17 protein-coding genes are annotated in these 20,175 nt (G+C 75.0%); 13 read left to right on the forward strand and 4 right to left on the reverse strand.

Annotated features, from left to right (window positions below; genetic code table 11):
• Window positions 1–7 precede the first annotated feature (7 nt).
• The gene (locus J0910_RS18860; RefSeq protein ID WP_420159857.1) at window positions 8–1,456 is read right to left on the reverse strand and encodes a C40 family peptidase; all 1,449 of its coding nucleotides are present in this window, start codon (window positions 1,454–1,456) and stop codon (window positions 8–10) included.
• On the reverse strand, window positions 1,453–2,067 hold the full coding sequence (locus tag J0910_RS18865) for a hypothetical protein (RefSeq protein ID WP_420159858.1): 615 nt from the start codon (window positions 2,065–2,067) through the stop codon (window positions 1,453–1,455). Before J0910_RS18865 ends, J0910_RS18860 begins: the two co-directional genes overlap by 4 nt.
• A gap of 533 nt (window positions 2,068–2,600) precedes the next feature.
• On the opposite strand from J0910_RS18865, the gene J0910_RS18870 reads away from it, so the two are divergent.
• The 12 genes from J0910_RS18870 (at window position 2,601) to J0910_RS18925 (ending at window position 15,730) form a co-directional block, all read left to right on the forward strand.
• Window positions 2,601–3,146 carry a hypothetical protein gene (locus J0910_RS18870; protein ID WP_420159859.1) on the forward strand — a complete coding sequence of 182 codons (546 nt, stop codon included), beginning with the start codon at window positions 2,601–2,603 and terminating at the stop codon, window positions 3,144–3,146.
• A gap of 3 nt (window positions 3,147–3,149) precedes the next feature.
• Window positions 3,150–3,479: a hypothetical protein gene (locus J0910_RS18875; protein WP_420159860.1), complete on the forward strand. Its 330-nt coding sequence runs from the start codon at window positions 3,150–3,152 to the stop codon at window positions 3,477–3,479.
• A gap of 55 nt (window positions 3,480–3,534) precedes the next feature.
• A complete protein-coding gene (locus J0910_RS18880; protein ID WP_420159861.1) occupies window positions 3,535–3,873 on the forward strand; it encodes a hypothetical protein in 339 nt (112 codons plus the stop codon).
• A gap of 100 nt (window positions 3,874–3,973) precedes the next feature.
• Entirely contained in the window at window positions 3,974–5,503 is a 1,530-nt protein-coding gene (locus J0910_RS18885; RefSeq protein WP_420159862.1) for a hypothetical protein, read from the forward strand.
• Between the two features lie 2 nt (window positions 5,504–5,505).
• The gene (locus J0910_RS18890) at window positions 5,506–6,975 is read left to right on the forward strand and encodes an SCO6880 family protein (RefSeq protein ID WP_420159863.1); all 1,470 of its coding nucleotides are present in this window, start codon (window positions 5,506–5,508) and stop codon (window positions 6,973–6,975) included.
• A 7-nt stretch (window positions 6,976–6,982) separates the two neighbouring features.
• Complete coding sequence (locus tag J0910_RS18895; protein WP_420159864.1) at window positions 6,983–8,491, forward strand: hypothetical protein; 1,509 nt, start codon at window positions 6,983–6,985, stop codon at window positions 8,489–8,491.
• Between the two features lie 2 nt (window positions 8,492–8,493).
• Window positions 8,494–10,311: a type IV secretory system conjugative DNA transfer family protein gene (locus tag J0910_RS18900; RefSeq protein WP_420159865.1), complete on the forward strand. Its 1,818-nt coding sequence runs from the start codon at window positions 8,494–8,496 to the stop codon at window positions 10,309–10,311.
• A 45-nt stretch (window positions 10,312–10,356) separates the two neighbouring features.
• A complete protein-coding gene (locus J0910_RS18905) occupies window positions 10,357–11,190 on the forward strand; it encodes a hypothetical protein (RefSeq protein ID WP_420159866.1) in 834 nt (277 codons plus the stop codon).
• Between the two features lie 136 nt (window positions 11,191–11,326).
• Entirely contained in the window at window positions 11,327–12,871 is a 1,545-nt protein-coding gene (locus tag J0910_RS18910; protein ID WP_420159867.1) for a hypothetical protein, read from the forward strand.
• 52 nt (window positions 12,872–12,923) lie between these two features.
• Complete coding sequence (locus tag J0910_RS18915) at window positions 12,924–13,466, forward strand: DUF4913 domain-containing protein (protein WP_420159868.1); 543 nt, start codon at window positions 12,924–12,926, stop codon at window positions 13,464–13,466.
• Between the two features lie 978 nt (window positions 13,467–14,444).
• Window positions 14,445–14,966, forward strand: a complete 522-nt coding sequence (locus J0910_RS18920) for a hypothetical protein (protein WP_420159869.1) — start codon at window positions 14,445–14,447, stop codon at window positions 14,964–14,966.
• Window positions 14,966–15,730 (forward strand): hypothetical protein, encoded by a 765-nt coding sequence (locus J0910_RS18925; RefSeq protein ID WP_420159870.1) that lies wholly within the window; start codon window positions 14,966–14,968, stop codon window positions 15,728–15,730. Before J0910_RS18920 ends, J0910_RS18925 begins: the two co-directional genes overlap by 1 nt.
• 108 nt (window positions 15,731–15,838) lie before the next feature.
• Here J0910_RS18925 and J0910_RS18930 read toward each other — a convergent pair whose 3' ends face one another.
• Window positions 15,839–17,305, reverse strand: a complete 1,467-nt coding sequence (locus tag J0910_RS18930; RefSeq protein WP_420159871.1) for an alanine/glycine:cation symporter family protein — start codon at window positions 17,303–17,305, stop codon at window positions 15,839–15,841.
• 553 nt (window positions 17,306–17,858) lie between these two features.
• Between J0910_RS18930 and J0910_RS18935 the strand changes: the two genes are divergently transcribed.
• Window positions 17,859–19,601, forward strand: a complete 1,743-nt coding sequence (locus J0910_RS18935) for a nitrilase-related carbon-nitrogen hydrolase (protein ID WP_420159872.1) — start codon at window positions 17,859–17,861, stop codon at window positions 19,599–19,601.
• A 49-nt stretch (window positions 19,602–19,650) separates the two neighbouring features.
• On the opposite strand, the gene J0910_RS18940 is transcribed toward J0910_RS18935, so the two are convergent.
• Window positions 19,651–20,118, reverse strand: a complete 468-nt coding sequence (locus J0910_RS18940) for a hypothetical protein (RefSeq protein WP_420159873.1) — start codon at window positions 20,116–20,118, stop codon at window positions 19,651–19,653.
• Window positions 20,119–20,175: the final 57 nt, after the last annotated feature.

The raw sequence follows: 20,175 nt of genomic DNA on the forward strand, positions 1-20,175 counted from the left end.
GGGCCGTTCACACCTGTGTCGCCTCGGGGTAGACCCGGACCGCGCCGACGAACTCCACCCCGGAGTACTCGGAGTATTCGGACACCGTGTCGATGGAGACGGGGCGCTTCGAGTTCGGGGCGTGGATCATCTCCCCGTTCCCGAGGTAGAGGGTGACGTGCCCCGGGTAGATGCTGCTTCCGTTGTCGTAGAAGAGGAGGTCTCCCGGCTGCAGCTCCTCGACGACGAGCCCGCCGGTCTGGAACTTGCGGGCGGGGGCGCTCCACCCGGCGTGGTCCGGGTCGAACTGGCCGGTGGTGACGCGCGGAATGGTGATCCCGGCCGCCGCGTACGCCTGCATGGTGAGGCCGGAGCAGTCGAAGGAGTCCGGTCCCGTCGCGCCCCAGACGTAGGGCTTCCCCAGCTGTTCGCGGGAGTAGGAGAGCACCGCCTCCTGGTGGTCGCCGAGGCCCGGCGGCAGCCACGGCATGCCCGCCGGGGTCGCACCGGGCTCGCACTCGCGGCCGGTGGCGGCGTTGGAGACGTTGGACGCCGTCCGGATGTTCAGCGCCGGCGCGGTCTCCCAGCTGCCGTCCTCGGCGTAGACGGACGCGATGGCCTTGACCTGCTCGACGTACCAGTGCGCGAGGTTGTGCCGGTAGATCGCGCAGTCCAGCGGGTCTTCGACCGCCGGTGAGGCGTTCGCGCACGAGTCCGACGGCGAGGAGCCGTAGTCCGCCTCGGCCCGGCCCTTGATGTAGGCGAGCTTGAACGTCGCCGACATGATGTTGTCCCACGGGTCCCAGGCGTTGACGATCCCGTCGCCGTTGCCGTCGATGCCGAAGTGGCCCGTGCCGAAGACGGAGGGGTCGCCGGGGACCTCCCCCACCTCGTAGGTGTGGGCGCGGTCCTCGACCCTCTCGATCGGCCGGCCGCCCCAGCCGTTGGAGGCGGCCCCGCCGGCCAGGTCCGAGGGGTCGTCCGGGTCCGCCACGCCCATCTGCATGATGCCGGCGGCGCCCCAGGCGTTCCGGGTGCCCTCCTGGACCCCCGAGGGGCTGCCGTCGCCGTGCGCCAGGAACCGGCCGTGGTGCGTCTCCTTGGCGCCGATCGCGGCGATGATCTCGAACGGGACGCCGTAGGCCTCCGATGCCCGCTCGTAGATCGGGAGCAGGTCGGAGGGGATGTCGATCGGGATGCGGACCTCCGTGCCGAAGTTCCCGTTCTCGCCCGAGGAGTCGACGACCGCCTGGTTGCCGTCCCGGTGCGGGGCGATCGACTGCTCCACGTACGAGGCGTTCGACACCCCTCCGGCGGAGACCTCCGCGGCGCCCGCCCCGCACCCGTAGGTCGCGGCATAGCCGACCGATCCGGCGAGGATCAGCGCCGATGCCCCGGAGGAGACCCGCAGCGCGGTGGAGCCGCGGTCTCCGCGCGCCCCGCGCCGGGCCCGCCCCGCCCCTGCGGGCGCGGTCACAGCGCCCCGTCCCCGCCGTCGCCGGAGTCGCCCGCGTCCGCGAACTGGACGTCGTAGACCAGCCAGCGGTCCTCTTCGCGCGCGACCGTGGCCGCGTACTCCTGGATGGGCTCCCCGCCGCCCGCCTCCGCCGCGGAGACCAGGAAGACCACGGAGGTCTCGCCCACGCTGCGGATGCCGCGCACGGCGGCCTCCGCGCGCACCGCCCCCTCCGGTCCGCGCTCCGCGGCCGGGGCGGCGAGCGCCTGCTCCAGCCGGGCCGCGAAGCCGTCGGAGAGGCCGGCCCCCAGGCGCTCCATCCGCTCGGCGGGGGACTCCTCCGGGTCGGTGGTCGCGTAGGCCGCGACGAACTCGGCGGCGACCAGCGCGCCCGCCCGGAGCTCCTCCTCCCGGTGGGGCAGGAGGGCGAGGACGTCGTCGGGGACCGCGGCGGCCTCCTCCGGCCCGGAGGGGGCGGCGGCGGGTCCGTCCGCGGACGGATCCTGCGGCCCCTGGCGCAGGGCGAGGACGCCGAAGGCCGCCAGCAGTGCCACGAGGACCGCCAGCACGCCGACGACGAAGGGCTCGGTGCGCAGCGGTCCGCGGGCCGGGGCGAGGGGAGAGCGGCGCACGCTGCCTCCGATCGGCGTGGGCGGAGAGGAAAAGGGGAATGGGGCCTGCGGGGGCAGGCGAACGAGAACAGGAATACCCGAGCACCCCGCGGTTCGCAATCGCGGCCCATGGCCCGCCGCACACCGAGCGTCTTCTTGGATAACGATTCGCCCAACCGGTGGGGAAGGCGCGCGGAACCGCACTCCGCCGGCCGCGTGTCCACGGGAAACGGGCGGACGCCATTCGAACTCGGGCGGCTCGGCGGGGCGCCACCGAAGGGTGTTCCCGGGCACCACCATTCCCCGGGATCAATGGACCGAAAAAGCGGCCGAATTCACTCACCCAGCGTGATCGGTTTCGATTCCGCAACTTGCGCCGGGCCGCCGCAGGGGTTAGTAATTGTGCCCCGCGGCAGCCGGCGTTCCGGCGCCCGCGGAGCGCGCGGAGCACACCGCAGGTATTCGTTCCGAAGACCCCGCCGAGGCCTTTCCCGGCCCGGGCGGCGCGGCGGCCTCCGTTCCCCCGCCCCACTCACAGAGACAGAAGAGAAACCATGTTGCAGCAACAGACGGCACCTCCCGAGGCCGTCGGCGTGCTCGATGGTCTCACCGCCGACGCGCTGCCGGACTGGACCAGAGAACCCGTCCTCCTCGGCTGCCACGGCGGCGCCGGAACCACGACCCTCCGGGCCCTCCTGGACTCCCCCTGGGACCTGGGCGCGTTCGCCGCCGAGCGGAAGCGCATCGGCACCTACGGCCGCCCCCTCGTCCTGGTGACCCGCAACACCTCGGCGGCCTCGGCGCAGACCGGCCCGGTGCTCGGCGTCCTCGAGGCCAACGGGATCCGGCCGGCCGCGCTGGTCGTGGTCGCCGACGGCGCCGGACCGGAGCCGGCCGAGGCCGCGGCGCGCTTCCGCCTCGCCGAAGAGCGGGTGCTGCGGACCGTGCGCTTCCCCTTCGTCGCCGGCCTGCGCTTCGTCGACACCGCCGACGTGGGCCGGGTGCGGCTGCCCCGCAGGGCGCAGCGGGCCCTGGAGGAGATCACCGCGGCCTGCCGCGACCACGCCGCCCACCTGTTCCTGAACGCTGGAGACGACTGATCCATGGACGGGATCCTTCACCTGGCCGCGGACGCCCTGGCCTCGGCCGCCGCGCTCCCCGCCGACTTCAACTGGAAGAGCGACCCGGACCTCCCCGACTTCGACGGCGAGCACAACCCCATCCAGAGCGTCATCAGCTGGGGCCAGGGCATCATCGTCGTCATCGGGATCATCGGGATCCTGTTCGCCGCGGGGAAGATGGCCGTCGGCAAGTTCGGCCGCTCCGACCTCGCCGCCGACGGCGTCGGCGGGCTGGTCTGGACCGTCATGGGGATCTCGCTGATGCTCGTGGCCATCCCGATCATCAACGCCGTCGCGAACACCGGTTCCTGACGGTGCGCGGCGATCACCGCGGCCCCCGCCGCGCCGCGCGAGGGAGGCGGCTCCCATGACGGGCACCCCGGCCGACGCGCTCGCCGCGGCGGAGGTCCTGCTCCACATACAGACGACCTACGCGCCCGAGCCGCGGCTCCCCGACTTCGGGTTCGGCGGCACGCAGTCCGGCGGCGAAGGGGCGGTCCAGCGCTTCCTCGGCTACGCGCAGGGGGTGGTGGTCGTCCTCGGCGTCATCGGGGTCCTGTACTCCGCGGGGAAGATGGCGGCCGGCCGGCTGGGCCGGTCGGAGGTCGCGGCCGAAGGGGTCGGCGGCCTGGTCTGGACCGTCATGGGCGTCTCCCTGATGCTGGTCGCCATCCCCATCGCCACCGCCCTGACCGGCGCCGGGTGAGTCGTCCGCGGGCCGCCCGGAGCGCCCCGCCCGCACCGCGCGCGCGGCCGGAGGGGCCGCACCGAACCGCACCGACCGCCGGACCGGAGAGGAGGAGGCCGTGGACGAGGAGGAGAACCTCGGCTGGGTCGCGGGATCGCTCCAAGAGGTGACCGAGACGCTCTTCGGCCTGATGCGGGCGAACCCGTTCTACCTGAACACCGAGACCGAGCCCTACTCCCCGGGCGACGCGGTCGGACGCATCACGCCGCAGATCGACCAGGGCTGGCTGCACATCCAGAACATCCTCAACCCGTTCGTCCTCTTCCTCGCGACGCTGGGCATCCTGCTGGCCGCGCTCCGGCTGCTCTGGCAGCGGCGCCTGGACCCGATGATGGACCTCATCCGCGGCCTGCTGACGGTGATCGTCACGACGTTCGCCGGCATCTTCATCGTCACCGTGCTGGTCGCCCTCAGCCGGGCGCTCACCGACATGGTGCTCCATTTCAACCTCGATCCGGCCGAAGTGGACCAGGACCTCCTCGACCGCGCCGCCGAGGTCTACCCGAGCGTGCTGCGCACGGCGATGAACGAGGACGCCGAGAGCGTCGGCTTCGCCGGGCCGGCGGCGCAGGGCGCCATCACCGAGATGGTGGGCCTGGCCGTCATCGTCGGCCTGACCGTGCAGGTGGTGGTGCTGGCGCTGCTGCAGGCCATCATCTACCTCATCGTGTGCGTGCTGCCGCTCGCCGCGGCCAGCACCATGGTGCCCAACCTGCGGATCTTCACCAAGCTCGTGGGCTGGCTGCTCGCCTGCCTGCTGTACAAGCCGCTGATCATGCTGCTGTACCTGTCGGGCCTGGTCCTGCTGGGCATCAACACCGGCGACAACGCGCTCTTCCGCTACCTGCTCGCCGCGGCGATCATGCTGCTCGCGACCGGCGCGCTCCCCGTGCTGATGAAGCTCATGAGCTCACCCGGCATGTGGGCGCTCGCGCTGGGATCGACGTTCCTCGGCGGAGGGGGCGGCGGCTCCGGCGCCGCGACCGGCGGCGCCTCCGGCGAGGGCGCCTCCTCCGACGCGTCGGGGGCCGCCGCGCAGAACACGTCCACCGGCGGTTCCGCCCCGGGCCCGGTCGGCGGTGACGGCGGCGGCACCGGCGCCGAGGCGGCGAACGACCGCGCGGACGCCGTGGAGGCGGGGCTGGGCAACGCCGACTTCGGCTCGGGGGCCGCGGTGCAGACCGCCGGGTTCGCGGACGGCGGGGGCGCCGTCGACGCGGCCGGCGGCCCCGATCCCGCGCTCGGCGGGTCCGGCGGCCCGCTCAGCGGCTCGGCGGCCGCCGGCGGCACGGCGGGAGGCGCGGGAGCGGCCACCGGCGGCTCGGCCGGGGGCACGGGCGCCCTGGAGGCCGGCGGCGCCGTCGCCTCCGCGTCGGAGTCGGCGGTCTCCTCGGAGGTGTCGGCCGCCGAAGGCGGGGACGCCGCTCCCGGCGCCGCCGACGCCGGTTCCGCCCCCGACACCGGTTCCATCGCGGACACCGGGTCCGTCGCCGACTCGGCCCTGGCCGCCGAAGGGGTGGAGCCCGCCGGCCCCGGCCCCGCCCCCGCCGCATCACACGATTCGCCCACGGGCGCTACGGAGGCGTGATCATGGCCCGAACCTACGGCGGCTGGCGCCGCAGACGCAGCATCGGCCTGTTCGGCCTCGGCTTCGGCGGCACGCTGGCGCTGCTGGGCTGCCTCGTGTTCCTCATGCTGTCCGGCCTGTACGCGCCGGCCCTCGCGGTGTACGTGCTCCCGGTGATGGCGGCGGTGTTCGCGCTCGCCGCGGTCCCCGCCCAGGGCACGTCGCTGCTCGGGTTCCTGATGACCCGGTTCCGCTGGCGGTGGGCCTCGATGCTCGGGCACACCCGCTACCGGGCCGGCGTCATGGTGGAGCACCCGCGCGCCCTGCAGCTGCCCGGCATCCTCGCGCCGGTGACGCTGCTGTCGTGCGAGGACGGGCGCGGCGGGCGGTTCGGCATCGCCTGGAACCGCCGGCTCGGCCACATGACCGCCACCATCCGGGTCTCGTCCAACTCGGTGTGGCTCGCCGAGCCGTCCGAGGTGGACGGCTGGGTGGCCAACTGGCACCGCTGGCTGGCCTCCCTCGGCTACATGCAGTGGATCCGCTGGGTGGCGGTCACCGTCGAGTCGCGCCCCGACCCGGGCACGGCGCTGCGGGACGGGGTGCAGGCCGAGATCGACCCGGGCGCGCCGGGCGCCGCCCGCAAGATCGTCGACGACCTGGTGCGGCTGGCGCCGGCCGTGAGCGCGCAGATCGAGACGCGCATCGCGATCACCTTCGATCCGCGCCGGTTCCCCATCCCGCCGAAGAACCGCCTGGAGGCGGCCGCGGAGGTCGGCAGCCACCTCGGCACGCTGGAGAGCAGCCTCTCCGGCGCGGGCGTGACGGTGCTCGGGCGGGCGACGCCGCAGCAGCTCGTGGCCTGCGTCCGGTCGGCGTTCGACCCGGCCGCGCTCAGGGACGTGAACGCCGTGGTGCAGAGCGGCTCGGACGGATTCGAGACCGATGACTGGACCGACGCCACCCCCGTCGAGGCCGATGCCCGGCACGACCACTACACCCACGACAGCGGCACCAGCGTCGCGTGGGTCTGGCAGGAGGCGCCGCGCACGCACGTGACCGGCACCGTCCTCGCCGAGCTGCTCGCGCCGACGCGGTGGACCAAGCGGACGACGCTGCTCTTCCGGCCCTGGCCGGCCGCCGCCGCCGCGCGCGCCCTGGAGGCGCAGAACTCGGCCGCCCAGTACAAGAGCGAGCTGTCCTGGCGGGTGCGGCACCGGGTGAGCGCCCGCGACAGCCAGGACCTCGCCTACGCCCGGCAGGCCGCGCGGGAGGAGACCCGCGGGGCGGGGCTGGTGCAGATGAGCCTGTACACCTGCGCGACCGTGGAGGACCCCGAGCAGCTCAAGCAGGCGGTGGCGCACACGGAGGCGGCGGCCGAGACCTCCCGGATCCGGCTGCGCCGCGCCTGGGGCAGCCAGGACGTCGCCTTCGCCACCACCCTGCCGCTGGGCGTCTGCCCGCCCTTCCTCATCCAGCGCGGGATGGGGTGAGGGCGCCGTGACCGCCACCGAGCACCTGGACCCCGGCCGCCCCGCGGCCGGCGGAGGAGCGGAGGACGCCCCGCGGCGGGCGGAGCGCGACCGCGAGGTCATCGCGCCGCTGTTCGGCTGGCGCCACCGCGGCGGCGGCCTCGCGGCCAACATCCCCAACGCCGTCGAATACCAGGCGACCACCGCGCAGGCGTGCGGCCTGTTCCCCTTCGTGACCAGCAGCAAGCCGCCCTCCGTCGGCACGCCGATCGGGCGCGACCTCCTCTCCGGCGAGGTCGTGTGCATGGACCCGATGGCGTGGCTGCGCGCCGGGCTGGTCACCAACCCCGGCTGCTTCGTGCTGGGGCAGCCGGGCACCGGCAAGTCGACGTTCGTGAAGCGGCTGGTCACCGGCGCCATCGCGTTCGGCTCGCAGGCCATCGTCCTCGGCGACACCAAGCCCGACTACACCGCGCTCATCGCCCACCTCGGCGGCCAGGTGGTGCGGATCGGCCGCGGCCTGGAGCGGATCAACCCCCTCGACGCCGGGCCGCTGGGCGGGGTCATGGACCACCTCGACCCCGTGGAGCGCGAGAAGCTGCGCTGGGAGGTGCGGTCGCGGCGGATCTCCCTGCTGATGGCGCTCTGCACGCTGATCCGGGAAGGGCGGATCGACAACTCCGAGGAGGTCGTGCTCGGCGCGGCGATCGACCTGCTGGACGAGCGCCTGGCCGGGGAGCGCCAGCCGACGGTGGTCGACGTGCTCCGGGTCGTCGAGGAAGGGCCCGAGTCGCTGCGCTCCTTCGCCCGGGCCGACGGCCGGGAGCAGTACGCCGAGCGGGTGGACGCGCTCGTCTTCACGCTGCGCCTGCTGTGCACGGGGTCGCTGGCCGGCGTGTTCGACGGGGAGACCACCTCGCCGCTGGACATGGAGGCGCCGGCGGTCAGCGTCGACATCTCCCGGGTCGGCGCGGCCGGGGACAAGCTGCTCACGGCGGCCATGCTGTGCACCTGGAGCTACGGGTTCGGCATGGTCGACGCGGCCTCGGTGCTCGCCGAGCACGGCCTGATGCGGCGCCGCTCCTACATCGGCGTGATGGACGAGCTGTGGCGCGCGCTGCGCGGGGCGCCCGGCCTCGTCGAGTTCGCCGACTCCCTCACCCGGCTCAACCGGTCCAAGGGCATGGCGTCGGTGATGGTGACGCACTCCCTCAGCGACCTGGAGGCGCTGGCGACCGAGGAGGACCGGGCCAAGGCGCGCGGGTTCGTCGACCGGTCGGCGATCACCGTGCTGGCCGGCCTGCCGCCGCGCGAGCTGGCCTGGGTCAACCGGATCACGCCGATGACCGGGCCGGAGCGCGGCCTGGTCTCCTCGTGGTCCTCGCCGGACTCCTGGCAGCCCGGCGCGCGCCACCCGGGCCGCGGCAAGTACCTCATCAAGACCGGCGCGGAGCGGCTCGGCATCCCGGTGCAGATGTCGCTCACCGCCGACGAGCGCATGCTCTACGACACCGACCAGGCGATTCGGAGGCAGTGACGATGGCGCGCCCCAAACGCCCCACCTACCAGGTCCGCGGCGGCTCGGCCGCCGCGGGCGCCCCTCCCCTGCTGGTCCTGCTGGCGCTGTGGGGGACGGTCGGGCTGTTCTTCCTCGTCTGGCTGTCGGCGCGCGCCGTCGCCGCCCTCCTCGGCGGCGAGGTGGCCCCGTTCGGCGCGGCCTGGGCGGTCGCGCTGGCCACCGGCGACACCGGGGCGGCGTGGCCCGGTGTCCCGTCGGGCCCGGTGTTCGCGCTGTCCGCGGTGCTCGGCCTGGGCGCCGTGCTGGCCGCGTGGTGGGCGCTGGGCCGGCTGCGCAACCGGCTCTACGGCCAGCCCGACGCGGTGACCGCCCTGAACAAGGGGAACGCGACGGTCGGCGAGCTGGCCCGGCCGGAGGCCGCGGAGAAGGCGGTCCGGCTGCGCCGCCGGTCGCTGCGCCGGGCGAAGGGAAGGGCGCTCAAGGACGCCGACGTCGGGCTGGCGATCGGCGACGTCAAGCGGCCGGGCGGCGGGCGGCCCGGTCCGCGGCTCTTCGCGTCCTGGGAGGACACGGTCCTCGCCTACATGGCGCCGCGGGCCGGCAAGACGACGGCGATGGCGATCCCCTACGTGCTCGACGCGCCCGGCCCGGCCCTCGCGACCAGCAACAAGGCCGACGTGTGGGCGGCCACCGCCGAGCTGCGCCGCCGCGCGACCGGCGAGCGGGTGTGGCTGTTCGACCCGCAGTCCGTCACCCACCAGGAGCAGCGGTTCTGGTGGAACCCCCTGGCCGCCGTGCGCACCGTGGAGGACGCCTACCGGCTGGCGGGCCACTTCGTGCTCACCATCGACGACGATTCGAAGAAGGACATGTGGGGGCCCGCGGCGCGCTCCCTCATCTCGCAGCTGACGCTCGCGGCGGCGCTGTCCGGGGAGTCCCTGGCGAAGGTCGGCGAGTGGCTGCACGACACGAAGCTCCCGCAGCCGGTGGACGTGCTCTTCGAGAACGGCTTCACCGCCTACGCCGAGGCGCTGCGGGAGACGCAGAACATCGTCGCCGAGACGCGGGACGGCATCTACACCACCGCCCGCACCGCGGCCCGCTGCCTCGACGACCCGCAGATCATGGCGTGGGTGACCCGGCCGGACGACCCGCTCATGGACGAGTTCGACCCGAAGTCCTTCGTGACGTCGCGCCAGACGCTCCACCTGCTCAGCAAGTCGCGGGCGGCCGCCGCCCCGCTGATCGCGGCGATGACCGACGCGATCTTCCTCGCCGGGGAGGAGGCGTCGGAGGGGCAGGGCGGCCGGCTCGACCCGCCGCTCACCGCCGTCCTCGACGAGGCCGCCAACATCTGCAAGATCGCCGACCTGCCCGACATGTACTCCCACCTGGGGTCGCGGGGCATCGTGCCGGTCACCATCCTGCAGAGCTACAAGCAGGGCGTGCGGGTGTGGACCGAGAACGGCATGGAGGCCATGTGGTCGGCCGCGACGGTGAAGGTGTTCGGCGCGGGCCTGGACGACCACAAGATCGTCGACGCCCTGTCCAAGCTGATCGGCCAGCACGACATCTCCACCACGTCGTTCAGCTACGGCGAGGGCAAGGGCAACCACTCCGTCCAGCTGCGGCGCCAGGAGATCATGCAGGGCTCCGACATCCGCAAGATCGGCAAGGGCGAGTGCCTCATGTTCGCCACCGCCGCCCAGCCGACCCTGCTGAAGATGCTGCCCTGGTACGCGACGAAGCGGGCCGGGGCCGTCTCGGCGGCGATCAAGGCCGCGGAGCGGCGCATCACCGAGGGAGCGCAGGCCCGCTATGCGGGATCGGAACCGTAACCGCGGCCGCCGGCACCGCGCCGCAGGCCGCTCGTTGGAGGACCCATGGCAGACTCCCGGAGGACCCTCAGCCCGTCGGCCGCCGGCGAGATCGACACCGGCCTGACGAGCGGCGCGGGCGACACCGCGTCGGAGACACTGGCCGGCCTCCGCGCCATCTCGCGCATGGGCTCCGTCCTCCTCGGCTGGGCCGCACAGCCCCTGTCGGCCCTCTGGCGGCTGGCCAAGGGGGTGCTCCGGCTGGGGTTCCGAATCCTGCGGGGCGCGTGGAGGGCCGTCCGCGCCCGCCGGGAGCAGGGCATCGAGCGGTCGGTGCGCCCCCTTGAGCGGCGCCGCGAGACGGCGAGGCGCATCGCCTACACGGCCATCGGCCACGCCGACCGGTACGTCGCCGACGAGGAGAGGCGCGAGACCCTGCAGAGCGAGGTGCGCTCCGCTTTCCAAAAGTACGACCAGGCGCTTGAGGGCGACATCGGGAGGCTCAAGGAGCTCGCCGAGGAGCGGCCCGGCCGGTTCGACTTCCGTGGCCGGGCCGAGCTCCGGCGGGAGCTGAAGGAGATCGGCGAGGACGCGAAGGCCCGGCGTACAGAGTTCAACGAAGTGCTCTCAGGCGTCCGCAAGGGCATACGGGAAGCGCGGCGGAGCGCTCCCCCGGACACGGGCGAAGCGCCCACCGCCCCGGAGAACGCCGAGACCTCGGAGCCGAAGGGGGAGCGGGGCCGCGCCACCGGGCGCGGGTGGCTGTCGCGGGCGTGGCGGCGGAGGCGGTCCGGGAACTCCCGGGGAAGAACCGAACGCCGGGGCCCGGAGAAGAAGGAAAGGCCCAGGCAGCGCAATCCGTGGCAGAGGAACGAGCGCCGTCGGGGCACCCACCGGTGAACCGGACCCGCGACGGCCGCCGGCGCCCCGCAGAACCGGTGCGGCCGCTCCCTCGGATCCCTCGGAACCGCTCACGGCAAGGAAGCATCAGCCGAGCCCGGCCCTGCCGGGCCGCCTACCCGCTCACGGAGGACCGATGACACGGCAGACCGGCGGACCCCCGCAGCGGCCCGGCCTCACCGGAGACGAGGCCGACGCCCGCCGCCGCACCCGCGGCGGGCTTCCCGAGGGGTACCTCACCGGGCGGGACGGCGACCGCGGCGGGGGCGGCGACGGCGCCGTCGTCGAGGCCCTCATGCACGCGGCGCTGCGCGCCGGCATCCGGAGGGGCGGGCTGCAGAACTCCGGGCTGCTCGCCGCGGCGGCCCTGCGCGGGGCGCTGTACCGCCGCAGGTGGACCCCGCCCGCCCCGGACCGCCCCGGCCTCGCCCCGGAGACCGTCCAGGCCGGCGTCCCCCTCGTGCGGCAGGGCGACGCCGGCGAGGTGGCCCGCCGGCTGGACCTGGGTCGGGACGAGGTGCAGCGGGTCCAGCGGACCGCCGGCCACGCCGAGGTGTCCGCGGTGCTCCACGACGACGCGGCCGCGTGGCGGCTGGAGCGGCAGGCCCACCTCACCCTCAAGGACGCCGGCCCGGAGCCCGGGACGCCGCTGTCGGGGCTGTGGCGCAGCGCCGCCGCCGACGCCGCCCTGCTGGAGCGCGCGTCGCCCCGCGAGGCGGCGCTCATCTGGTTCAGCGCGTCCCTCTCCCACGACCCCGCGTCCTCGGCGGTGGAGGGCGCCGCGATCGACCGGATCGCCGAGCGCCATCCGGCCCTGTGGTACTCGATCGAGCGCGGCATCGCCCAGGACCCCGGGTTCGACGGCGACCTGCTCTCCGGCCGCGCCGACAAGGCCACCGCCCTCGCCGGCGCCGTGTGGAACGCCGACGGGCGCCCGCTGGAGACGATGGAGGAGTACTTCGCCAAGGCGCTCCCCTGGTTCCGCGACAAGAGGGCCGACCTCAACCTGCTCCGCGACACGGCGGAGGCGGTCGCGGCGGCGGAGGCGGACGGCCTCCTGCCCGCCGGCTCGTCCAGGGCCGTGATCGACGAGGCGCGCCGCTCCGTCCCTGGGTTCTCCGAGGCGCTGAACCGCGCCCGGGAGGACGCCCGCGCCGGCGGAGCGGCGCCGGACGACCGGCTCGCGGCGCTGTCCGCCTTCGACGAGCTGCGCGGCATGCCGCAGCGGGAGCGCGCGGAGGCCGCCGCGCCGCGCGCCGCCGGCGCCGCCGACGCCCGCACGCTGAACACGACCCGCATGGTCCAGCAGGACCACCGGCCGGTCCGGGAGGCGGTGGACGCCGCCCGCCGGCCGGCGCAGGACACCCGGGACCGGCAGGCGGCGCAGGGCGCCCGGGAGCAGCGGACGGCGCAGGACCAGCGGTCGGCGGACCGGCCCTCCGGCCGCGGGGCCGCCACGGCCCCGCGGCCCGGAGAGCGCTCCGCCGCGCGCGGCGGCACCGGGCGCACCCGGCAGCAGGACTCGCACCGGTCCCGGCTGGAATCGCCGCGGGGCCTCGGCGCCGCGGCGCGGACGGGAGCGACCCGCCGGGCCGCGGCCGAGCGCCTGACCCGGCAGGCGAGGGTCCGCAACCGGACGGCCCAGATCCACAAGCGGCGCAGGGCCGCGGCCGCCGTGTGACGGCCGCCGCCCTGTTCTCCGACCGGACACGCACGAACCGAAGGTGGATGCCATGGACAGCGGTACCGATCCTGCAGCGGCGGAGCGCGGCGGAGCGCTCCTCGACCCGTCCGAAGACCCGCCCGCGCGCACCGCCCTGCCGGGCGCGCTCCTCGCCGAGTCGGCCGGCGTCGGCGGCGCCGTGGCGGCCGCGAGCGCGGAGGGCGGCCCCGACCAGGACGCGCAGGCCGACGGGGCGGGTGCGGAGGACCCGCCGCCGGAGCCGGTGTTCAAGAACGTCGAGGAGTTCGTCCGGCTCCGCTTCCTCCCGGTCTACGTCCGGGCCGAGGGCGGCCAGTTCCGCTGGTGCAAGGAGTGGTGGCGGCACGCCGAGGCGGTCTCCCGCTTCCAGGCCCTCTGGCACGCCTGGGAGGTGCTGCGCTGGGAGCCCGGCACCGGCATGGCCATCTGGTACCGGGACCACCTCGACTTCCAGATGAGCATCCTGCTCGGCGACACCGGCCCGTTCCGCGAGTGCACGTCCCGCCGCCACCAGGACCCCCGCCCGCTGCCCGCCGAACCGTCCCCGGAGGGCTGGTTCGAGGACGAGTGGTAGCGCGGGGCGCCCGTCCCGCGCTCCACCGGAAGCCCATCCGTCCGCACCCGTCCGAGGGCGCGCCCGGACGGCCTCCGGGCCGGGCGGAGAGCGCCCTCGTGCGGGCCCGCACCGCTCGGAGACCGCCGGGCATGCGGTCGATCGCCTGAGGCGCCCGGCCGCCGCCGGCCCTGCGCCTTCCGCGGTACGGCCCGGCGCCGCCGCGACCGGTGCGGGAGGCGCCGCGGGGGGGCGGCGGGCCGGGGCGGTGGTGAGGATCTCGGCGCCGGTGCAGGCCGGGGGCGGGCCCGGCCGTGGGGGATCGGTATCGCCCGGCCCTTGATCGCGTCATCGACGAGGGCGCAGAGGTAGACGAACAGCCGGTCGAGGGGCGGCATCGGAACAGGACCTCCGGGCGCGGGAAAAGCCTCTCACTCCTCTCATCGCTCCGGAGGCCCGTCATGCCGACCCACATGACGCGCCTGAGGACGCCGTCCGGGCGAACGCGGAAAAGGCCGCCGGGCCGTCCGCCGCCCCCCGCCGCCCCGGGGCGGGCACCTCGGGCGGCCGGTCGCATATCCGGTGGCCGCTCAGAACGGGGGGAGGCCGGAACGCCCTCCCCCCTGCCCTCCCTCTCGGTGGTCCCGGCGCCCGGAGGCGGGGTCCTCGTCCTGACGTGAAGTAGATGTGGCGGGGCGCACGGCGAGCGGCGGAGCGGACCGGCTGTCCGGCGGCCGGCCCGGTGCGCCCGGCGGGGCCGCCGGACGCACCGGTGTGCACCGTGGCGGGCCGGCGGGGCCGGGGCCTCCGCATCCGCCGGGTCCGGCGAGCCGCCCCGGGGGCGGGCGGCGCACATCACGGCCCGATCATCTGGCGGCGCACCGCCCGTTCACCCGGCCGTCATGCGGCGAGCCACCGGCGTCCGCGCTCCGTCCCCGTTCCTCCGCTGGAATCTCCGGGGGCCGGCGGTGGGCGCCGGCGGAGGAGAAGGCGGATCCGGTGTCACTCGCAACGCTGCTCGCCGTCACCGGCGCGTTCGTGAGCGCGTTCGGCATCGTGGTCGGGGCGACCGCGCTCGGTGCCCGCTGGCTGGGCCGCGCCGACGCCGAGCGGGAGCTCGCCGAGGCGAAGAAGTACGCGATCGCGGTCGACCGCGACCCGCGTGTCGTGGAGTACCGGACGCTGCGCGCGACCACCGCCGCCTACCGCGGCGCCGACCGCCCGGTCGCCGAAGCCGCGCGGCGGGGCTCCGAGATGGTCGACGGCGCGGCGGACGCCGCGGCGGCCCGGTCCCGCTCCGTCCAGGTCTACGGCGAGCGCCTGGACGACGCCGAACGCGCCGCGGCCCGCCTCCCCGACCGGCTGGACCGCCCGCGCCCCCTCCTCGGGGCGGCCGCCCCCCTCCCGGCGTCGATCGGGGCGGCGGTGGAGCGCGCGCGGCGCACTCCCCCGGCGCCGCGCTCCGGACCGGAACCGCCCTCGGCCGGCCCCCGGCCGGGGAGAGGGACGGGAGCGGCCTGATGGCGGTGGTGTTCGGGGCGCTGCTCGGCGCCGTGGTCGCCGGGGGCGTCCTCCTCTTCGCCGCAGGGGTGCGGCTGGCGCGCCGGGGCGGCCGGGCCACCACGGAGCACGGGCGCGCCGGCGCGGAGCGGATCCGCAAGGCGGCCGGCGACCGGCTCATCGAGGCCGTGACCGGGCTCGACGGCGCGCGGGAGGAGCTGGAGCGGGCCCGCTCGGCCGGGACCGTGCGCCGCTCGGCGGACGACTCGCTCGACCGGTGGAAGGGCGCGCGCGCCGGTGCGCTGCGCTCGGCCCAGTCGTTCGAGGCGTTCGCGCAGGACCGGCACGACCCGCTGATCGGGCGGTTCCGCGACGCCGGTGTGCTGGTCTGGGGTTCCGACGGCGTTCCGCAGGTCGACCCGTCCTGGTATCCGCACTCGGCGGCGGGCGACGTGGCGCGGCTGAACCGGCACCTCCGCGGCCTCGAGGAGATCCGCCGGGCGTCGCTGGCCGACGGGGTCGCCGGCCCGCTCGCGGAGCCGGCGCCGGTGGAGCGGGCGACCGTCGCGGCGTGGAACGCCCGGCTGGACGCGCGGCGCGTCGACGAGCCGGAGATCGCGCGCCTGGTCCGCGAGGGGGCGTTCGGCCGCGACCTCCTCGCGTCGCATCCGCCGCGGCGCGCTCCGCGGCCGGACCGGGAGCCCCTGCGCGGGCTCGGGGGGCGGCGGCGGGACCGGGGGCCGGACTGGCTCCGCGACGCGGCGCGGCGGAGCGCGCCCGGGTGAGCGGAGGCCTCGGCGCCGGCGCGGCGGGGCGGGCCGCCCGGACGGATTCCGGGCGGCCCGCCCCGCGGGTCGCCGCCGGCGCCGGCCGGCGGCACCGGGAGGAGCCGGTCAGGCCGACGGGGCGGCCTCCTTGCGGAAGTGCTCCACGTCGGAGGGCTCCCAGCAGTGCACGTTGGTCAGGCCGGGGATGCGGTCCCGGGTGAACACCGGGTCCCTGCCCTCCTTCCGCTGCTCTGTGTAGTCCTTGAGCACGCGGAAGGCGAGCGGTGCCAGCGGCGCCAGCGCGACGAGGTTCACCACCGCCATGACTCCCATGGCGACGTCGGCCATGCTCCAGACGAGGCTCGCGGAGCCGACGGCGCCGAGGAAGGTCATCAGGACGTTGGCCGCGCGGAACCCGTTGACGGCGACCGGGCTCTGCGAGAGGTAGCCGACGTTGGCCTCGCCGTAGAAGGCGTTGCCGAGCACCGAGGTGAAGGCGACCAGGAGGATGACCGCGGTGAGCAGGTGGACCGCCCACGGCCCCAGGGTCGCGGCGAGGGCGTCCTGGGTCAGCGTCGGGCCGGCCTCGGCGTCCCGGCCGACGCCGGAGAGCAGGATGATGAAGGCCGTGGTCGAGCAGACGATGAGGGTGTCGAAGTAGACCCCGAGCGTCTGCACCAGGCCCTGCTTGGCCGGGTGGCTCACCGAGGCGCTGGCCGCGGCGTTGGGCGCGGAGCCGAGGCCGGCCTCGTTGGAGAACATGCCGCGGCGGACGCCCTGGACGACCGCGGTGCCGACCGCGCCGGCGGCGGCCTCGCGCAGGCCGAAGGCCTGGGCGACGATGTCGGCGACCATGGCGGGCACGGCCGTGATGTTCATGGCGATCACGACGAGGCCCATGAGGATGTACAGCGCCGCCATGAACGGCACCACCAGGGACGCGACGTGCGCGATGCGGCGCGCGCCGCCGAAGATGATGGCGGCGGTGGTTCCGGCCAGCAGGGCGCCGAGGGCGATCGGGAGCCAGGTGCCGGTCGCGATGCCGGCGGCCTCCGCGGAGTTGCCGATCGCGCCGGTGATGGTGTTGCTCTGCACCATGGTGAAGACCAGGCCGAACGTCACGGTGATGGTGACGGCGAAGAGGACGCCGAGCCACGGCGCGCGCAGCCCGTACTTCATGTAGTAGGCGGGACCGCCCCGGAAGCCGGTCGCGTCGCGCACCTTGTACAGCTGGGCGAGCGTCGACTCGATGAAGCTCGCGGCGCTGACCAGGAGCGCCATCACCCACATCCAGAAGACCGCGCCGGCGCCGCCCAGGGCGATCGCGGTCGCCACGCCGGCGATGTTGCCGGTGCCGATGCGCGCCGCGGCGGACACCGCGAAGGCCTCGAAGGCGGAGATGGGCTTCCCGCCGTCCTCGGCGGTGTTCCCGGGGCGCTCCTTGATGGCGCGGAACATCTCCGGGATCAGCCGGAACTGCACCAGGCCGGAGCCGAAGGTGAAGTACAGGCTGAGGAGGATGAGGAGGGGGATCAGGAAATAGGCCCAGAAGGCGTCGTTGAAGGCGACGACCCCTGTTTCGAAGGCGTCCACGGGGGGTTCCCTTTCGTCGTCGGCGGAGACCGCGTTGTCTCGCTCCGCGACTGTGCGTGCAGGATTCGGGGAGGCGTGCTCGGCACGCCGGGGTTTTCTGATGACGTTCCGGATGCGCGGGGCGACGGTCCGTCGAGTTCTCCGGCGGAGGCGCCCGGAAGGGGCGCGTCGGGATGTGAGCGCCGCCACCCAGAGAACGACAGCGCGGCGCGTCCGCGCAAACCGCCCGCACCGGTTCCGCGGCGAATTCCGGACCGCCCGGAGACCGATTCCCCGGGCACCCGGCAGGCAGGCCCCGGAACCCTGGGTGACCACCGCCGACGGTGTTCCTGGCCAGACCGCCGGACCGCTTTCCGGAAACCGCTCGGACGCCCTAGGTGTTTCTCTCCCGAGAACACCTTCCACTGGCGCGCGCCGCCACTCGTCCCATCTCTGCGCGGCGCTTTTCGGACATCTTCTCCGCGCATTCGGCTCAGGACCGCCCCCGGAAAGGGGCCGTATTCGCGCACTACAGGGGTGCGGGGCCCTTGCTTTTCTCGGTTACGATTCCCCCGTGCTGAGAATCCGAATAGCTCTGGCCCAGATGAACCCCACCGTGGGCGATCTGGAGGGAAACTGCGACAGCGTCGTCGCCTTCGCCCGGTCGGCGAGCGAAGCTGGAGCCCATATGGCCGTGTTCCCGGAAATGGTGGTGACCGGCTACTCCGTCGAGGACCTCGCCCTGCGGAACGACTTCGTCTCCGCCTCGATCACCGCCACGCACCGGCTCGCGGCGCGGCTGGCCGCGGAAGGGCTCGGCGAGATGCCGTCCGTGGTGGGCTTCCTCAGCCGGCGCGACGGCGGGCGCCCCGGGCCGGGGGCGCCGGCCGGCGCGCCGCAGAACGCGCTGGCCGTGCTCCACCGCGGCGCGGTGCGGCTGGTCGCGGCCAAGCACCACCTCCCGAACTACGGGGTGTTCGACGAGTTCCGCTACTTCGTCCCCGGAGACGCGCTTCCGGTGGTGCGCCTGCACGGGGCCGACATCGCCTTCGCCATCTGCGAGGACCTCTGGCAGGACGGCGGGCCGGTGTCGGCGGTGCGGGAGGCCCGCGCCGGCATGCTCATCACCCTGAACGGCTCGCCGTACGAGCGGCACAAGGACGACGTCCGCCTCGAGCTGTGCGGGCGGCGGGCCCGCGAGACCGGCGCGGCCGTCGGCTACGTCAACATGACCGGGGGCCAGGACGAGCTGGTCTTCGAGGGGGACTCCCTGATCGTCGACGCCAACGGCGAGCTGCTCGCGCGCGCCCCGCAGTTCGAGGAGGCGCTGCTGGTCACCGATGTCGAGCTGCCCGAGGGGCCGCCGGTGGCCGAGCTGCCCGGCACCGCCGCCGGGCGGCCCGTGGTGCGCCACGTCATCCCCACCGCTCCCCCGGCCCCCTACGGGGCGAGCACCCCGGTGCTCACGCCGCGCCCGGACCCGGTGGACGACACCGGGGAGGTGTACCAGGCCCTGGTCACCGGGGTCCGCGACCATGTGCGCAAGAACGGGTTCTCCTCGGTCCTGGTGGACGTCTCGGGCAGCGTGGGCTCGGCGCTGACCGCCGCGATCGCCGCGGACGCCGTGGGCGCGGAGAACGTGCACGCCCTGCTGACGCCGGGGGAGACCACGACGCTGGAGGAGACGGCGGACGCGGAGGACGCGGTGAAGCGCGGAGGCCTGGTGCGCCGGCTGCAGCCGGTCGCCGCCCTCGCGGACGCCTTCCGGACCGAGATCGACGCCGCACCGGGCGCGCTGCCCGCCCTGGAGGACCGGGTCCGGGGCGGGATCGCCGCCGCGATCGCCGCCGAAGAGGGGCACCTGATGCTGGCCACGGCGGACAAGAGCGCACTCGCGATGGGCCTGTGCGGCCACTACGGCGACCCGAACGGGGCCTTCGCCCCGCTGAAGGACTGCTGGGCGTCGCTGGTGCGGGAGCTGGCGCTCGGGAGGAACGCCGCCGCGGCCCGGGACGGCGGGCCCGCGCCGGTCCCGGAGGGGTGCATCGGCCGCCCGCCGCGCCGGAGCGCCCCGGGGGACGGCCCGCCGCTGCCGGAGCAGCGGCTGCTCGACGCGCTGCTGGAGTCCTACATCGGCACGGACAAGGGGGTCCGGGCGCTGATCGCGGACGGCTTCCCGCCGGACCTGGTCCGCCGGGTGGTGCGCCTGGTCGACCGGGCCGAGCACATCCGCCGCGCCTACCCGCCCGGCCCCAAGATCACCCGCCGCAACCTCGGCCGCGACCGCCGGCTCCCCATCACCAGCCGCTGGGCCTGACCGCACCGCCGGGCCGGCCGCCTCTCCCGGGGCGGCCGGCCCGGCCGGGTCAGACCAGCCCGACCCCCAGCAGCACGGCCCCCGCCACGGCGCACACCAGGGTCGCGCACCGCCACACGACCATGGTGCGCGCGGTCGCCCGCCGCTCCTCGATCAGTTCGGCGAACTCCTCCTCGATCTCCTCCCGCCGCGCTTTCACCCGCGCGCGGATCCTTTCGGCCTCCTGGTCGATCGCGTCAATGCGCAGCAGGCGCGGCTTCACGTACGCCTCGCTCTTCTCATCGGGATCTCCGGCACGCATCGTGCGCACGACCTCAGTGGCCGCGCGCTCCTTCTGCGCCACCAGCGCCACCTGCTTCGGCAGCGCCTCTTCCGCCTCGAGGCAGATCCGGGCGTCGCGCCGGTTCTTCAGGTCGAGGGCGGAGCGCGCCAGGACGTCGCGCCCCAGACCGGTGAGGAGGGCCAGCACGAGCCCCACTCCTCCGAGGTAGACGGCGAGAAAGAACCATTCAGTCATGTGAACACTCCAGTGTTTCCCGGCCCCGGAGAGGTCCGCACACTCCCGGTGACCTTC

This window comes from Nocardiopsis oceanisediminis, assembly GCF_048595525.1.
Lineage (GTDB): Bacteria > Actinomycetota > Actinomycetes > Streptosporangiales > Streptosporangiaceae > Nocardiopsis_A > Nocardiopsis_A oceanisediminis.

What these genes read in the sequence shown, in the direction of transcription:
- J0910_RS18910 (WP_420159867.1), top strand. Translation starts at nt 11,327, where the DNA reads ATGACACGGCAGACCGGCGGACCCCCGCAGCGGCCCGGCCTCACCGGA.
- J0910_RS18890 (WP_420159863.1), top strand. Translation starts at nt 5,506, where the DNA reads ATGGCCCGAACCTACGGCGGCTGGCGCCGCAGACGCAGCATCGGCCTG.
- J0910_RS18925 (WP_420159870.1), top strand. Translation starts at nt 14,966, where the DNA reads ATGGCGGTGGTGTTCGGGGCGCTGCTCGGCGCCGTGGTCGCCGGGGGC.
- J0910_RS18905 (WP_420159866.1), top strand. Translation starts at nt 10,357, where the DNA reads ATGGCAGACTCCCGGAGGACCCTCAGCCCGTCGGCCGCCGGCGAGATC.
- J0910_RS18900 (WP_420159865.1), top strand. Translation starts at nt 8,494, where the DNA reads ATGGCGCGCCCCAAACGCCCCACCTACCAGGTCCGCGGCGGCTCGGCC.
- J0910_RS18940 (WP_420159873.1), bottom strand. Translation starts at nt 20,118, where the DNA reads ATGACTGAATGGTTCTTTCTCGCCGTCTACCTCGGAGGAGTGGGGCTC.
- J0910_RS18875 (WP_420159860.1), top strand. Translation starts at nt 3,150, where the DNA reads ATGGACGGGATCCTTCACCTGGCCGCGGACGCCCTGGCCTCGGCCGCC.
- J0910_RS18880 (WP_420159861.1), top strand. Translation starts at nt 3,535, where the DNA reads ATGACGGGCACCCCGGCCGACGCGCTCGCCGCGGCGGAGGTCCTGCTC.
- J0910_RS18870 (WP_420159859.1), top strand. Translation starts at nt 2,601, where the DNA reads ATGTTGCAGCAACAGACGGCACCTCCCGAGGCCGTCGGCGTGCTCGAT.
- J0910_RS18915 (WP_420159868.1), top strand. Translation starts at nt 12,924, where the DNA reads ATGGACAGCGGTACCGATCCTGCAGCGGCGGAGCGCGGCGGAGCGCTC.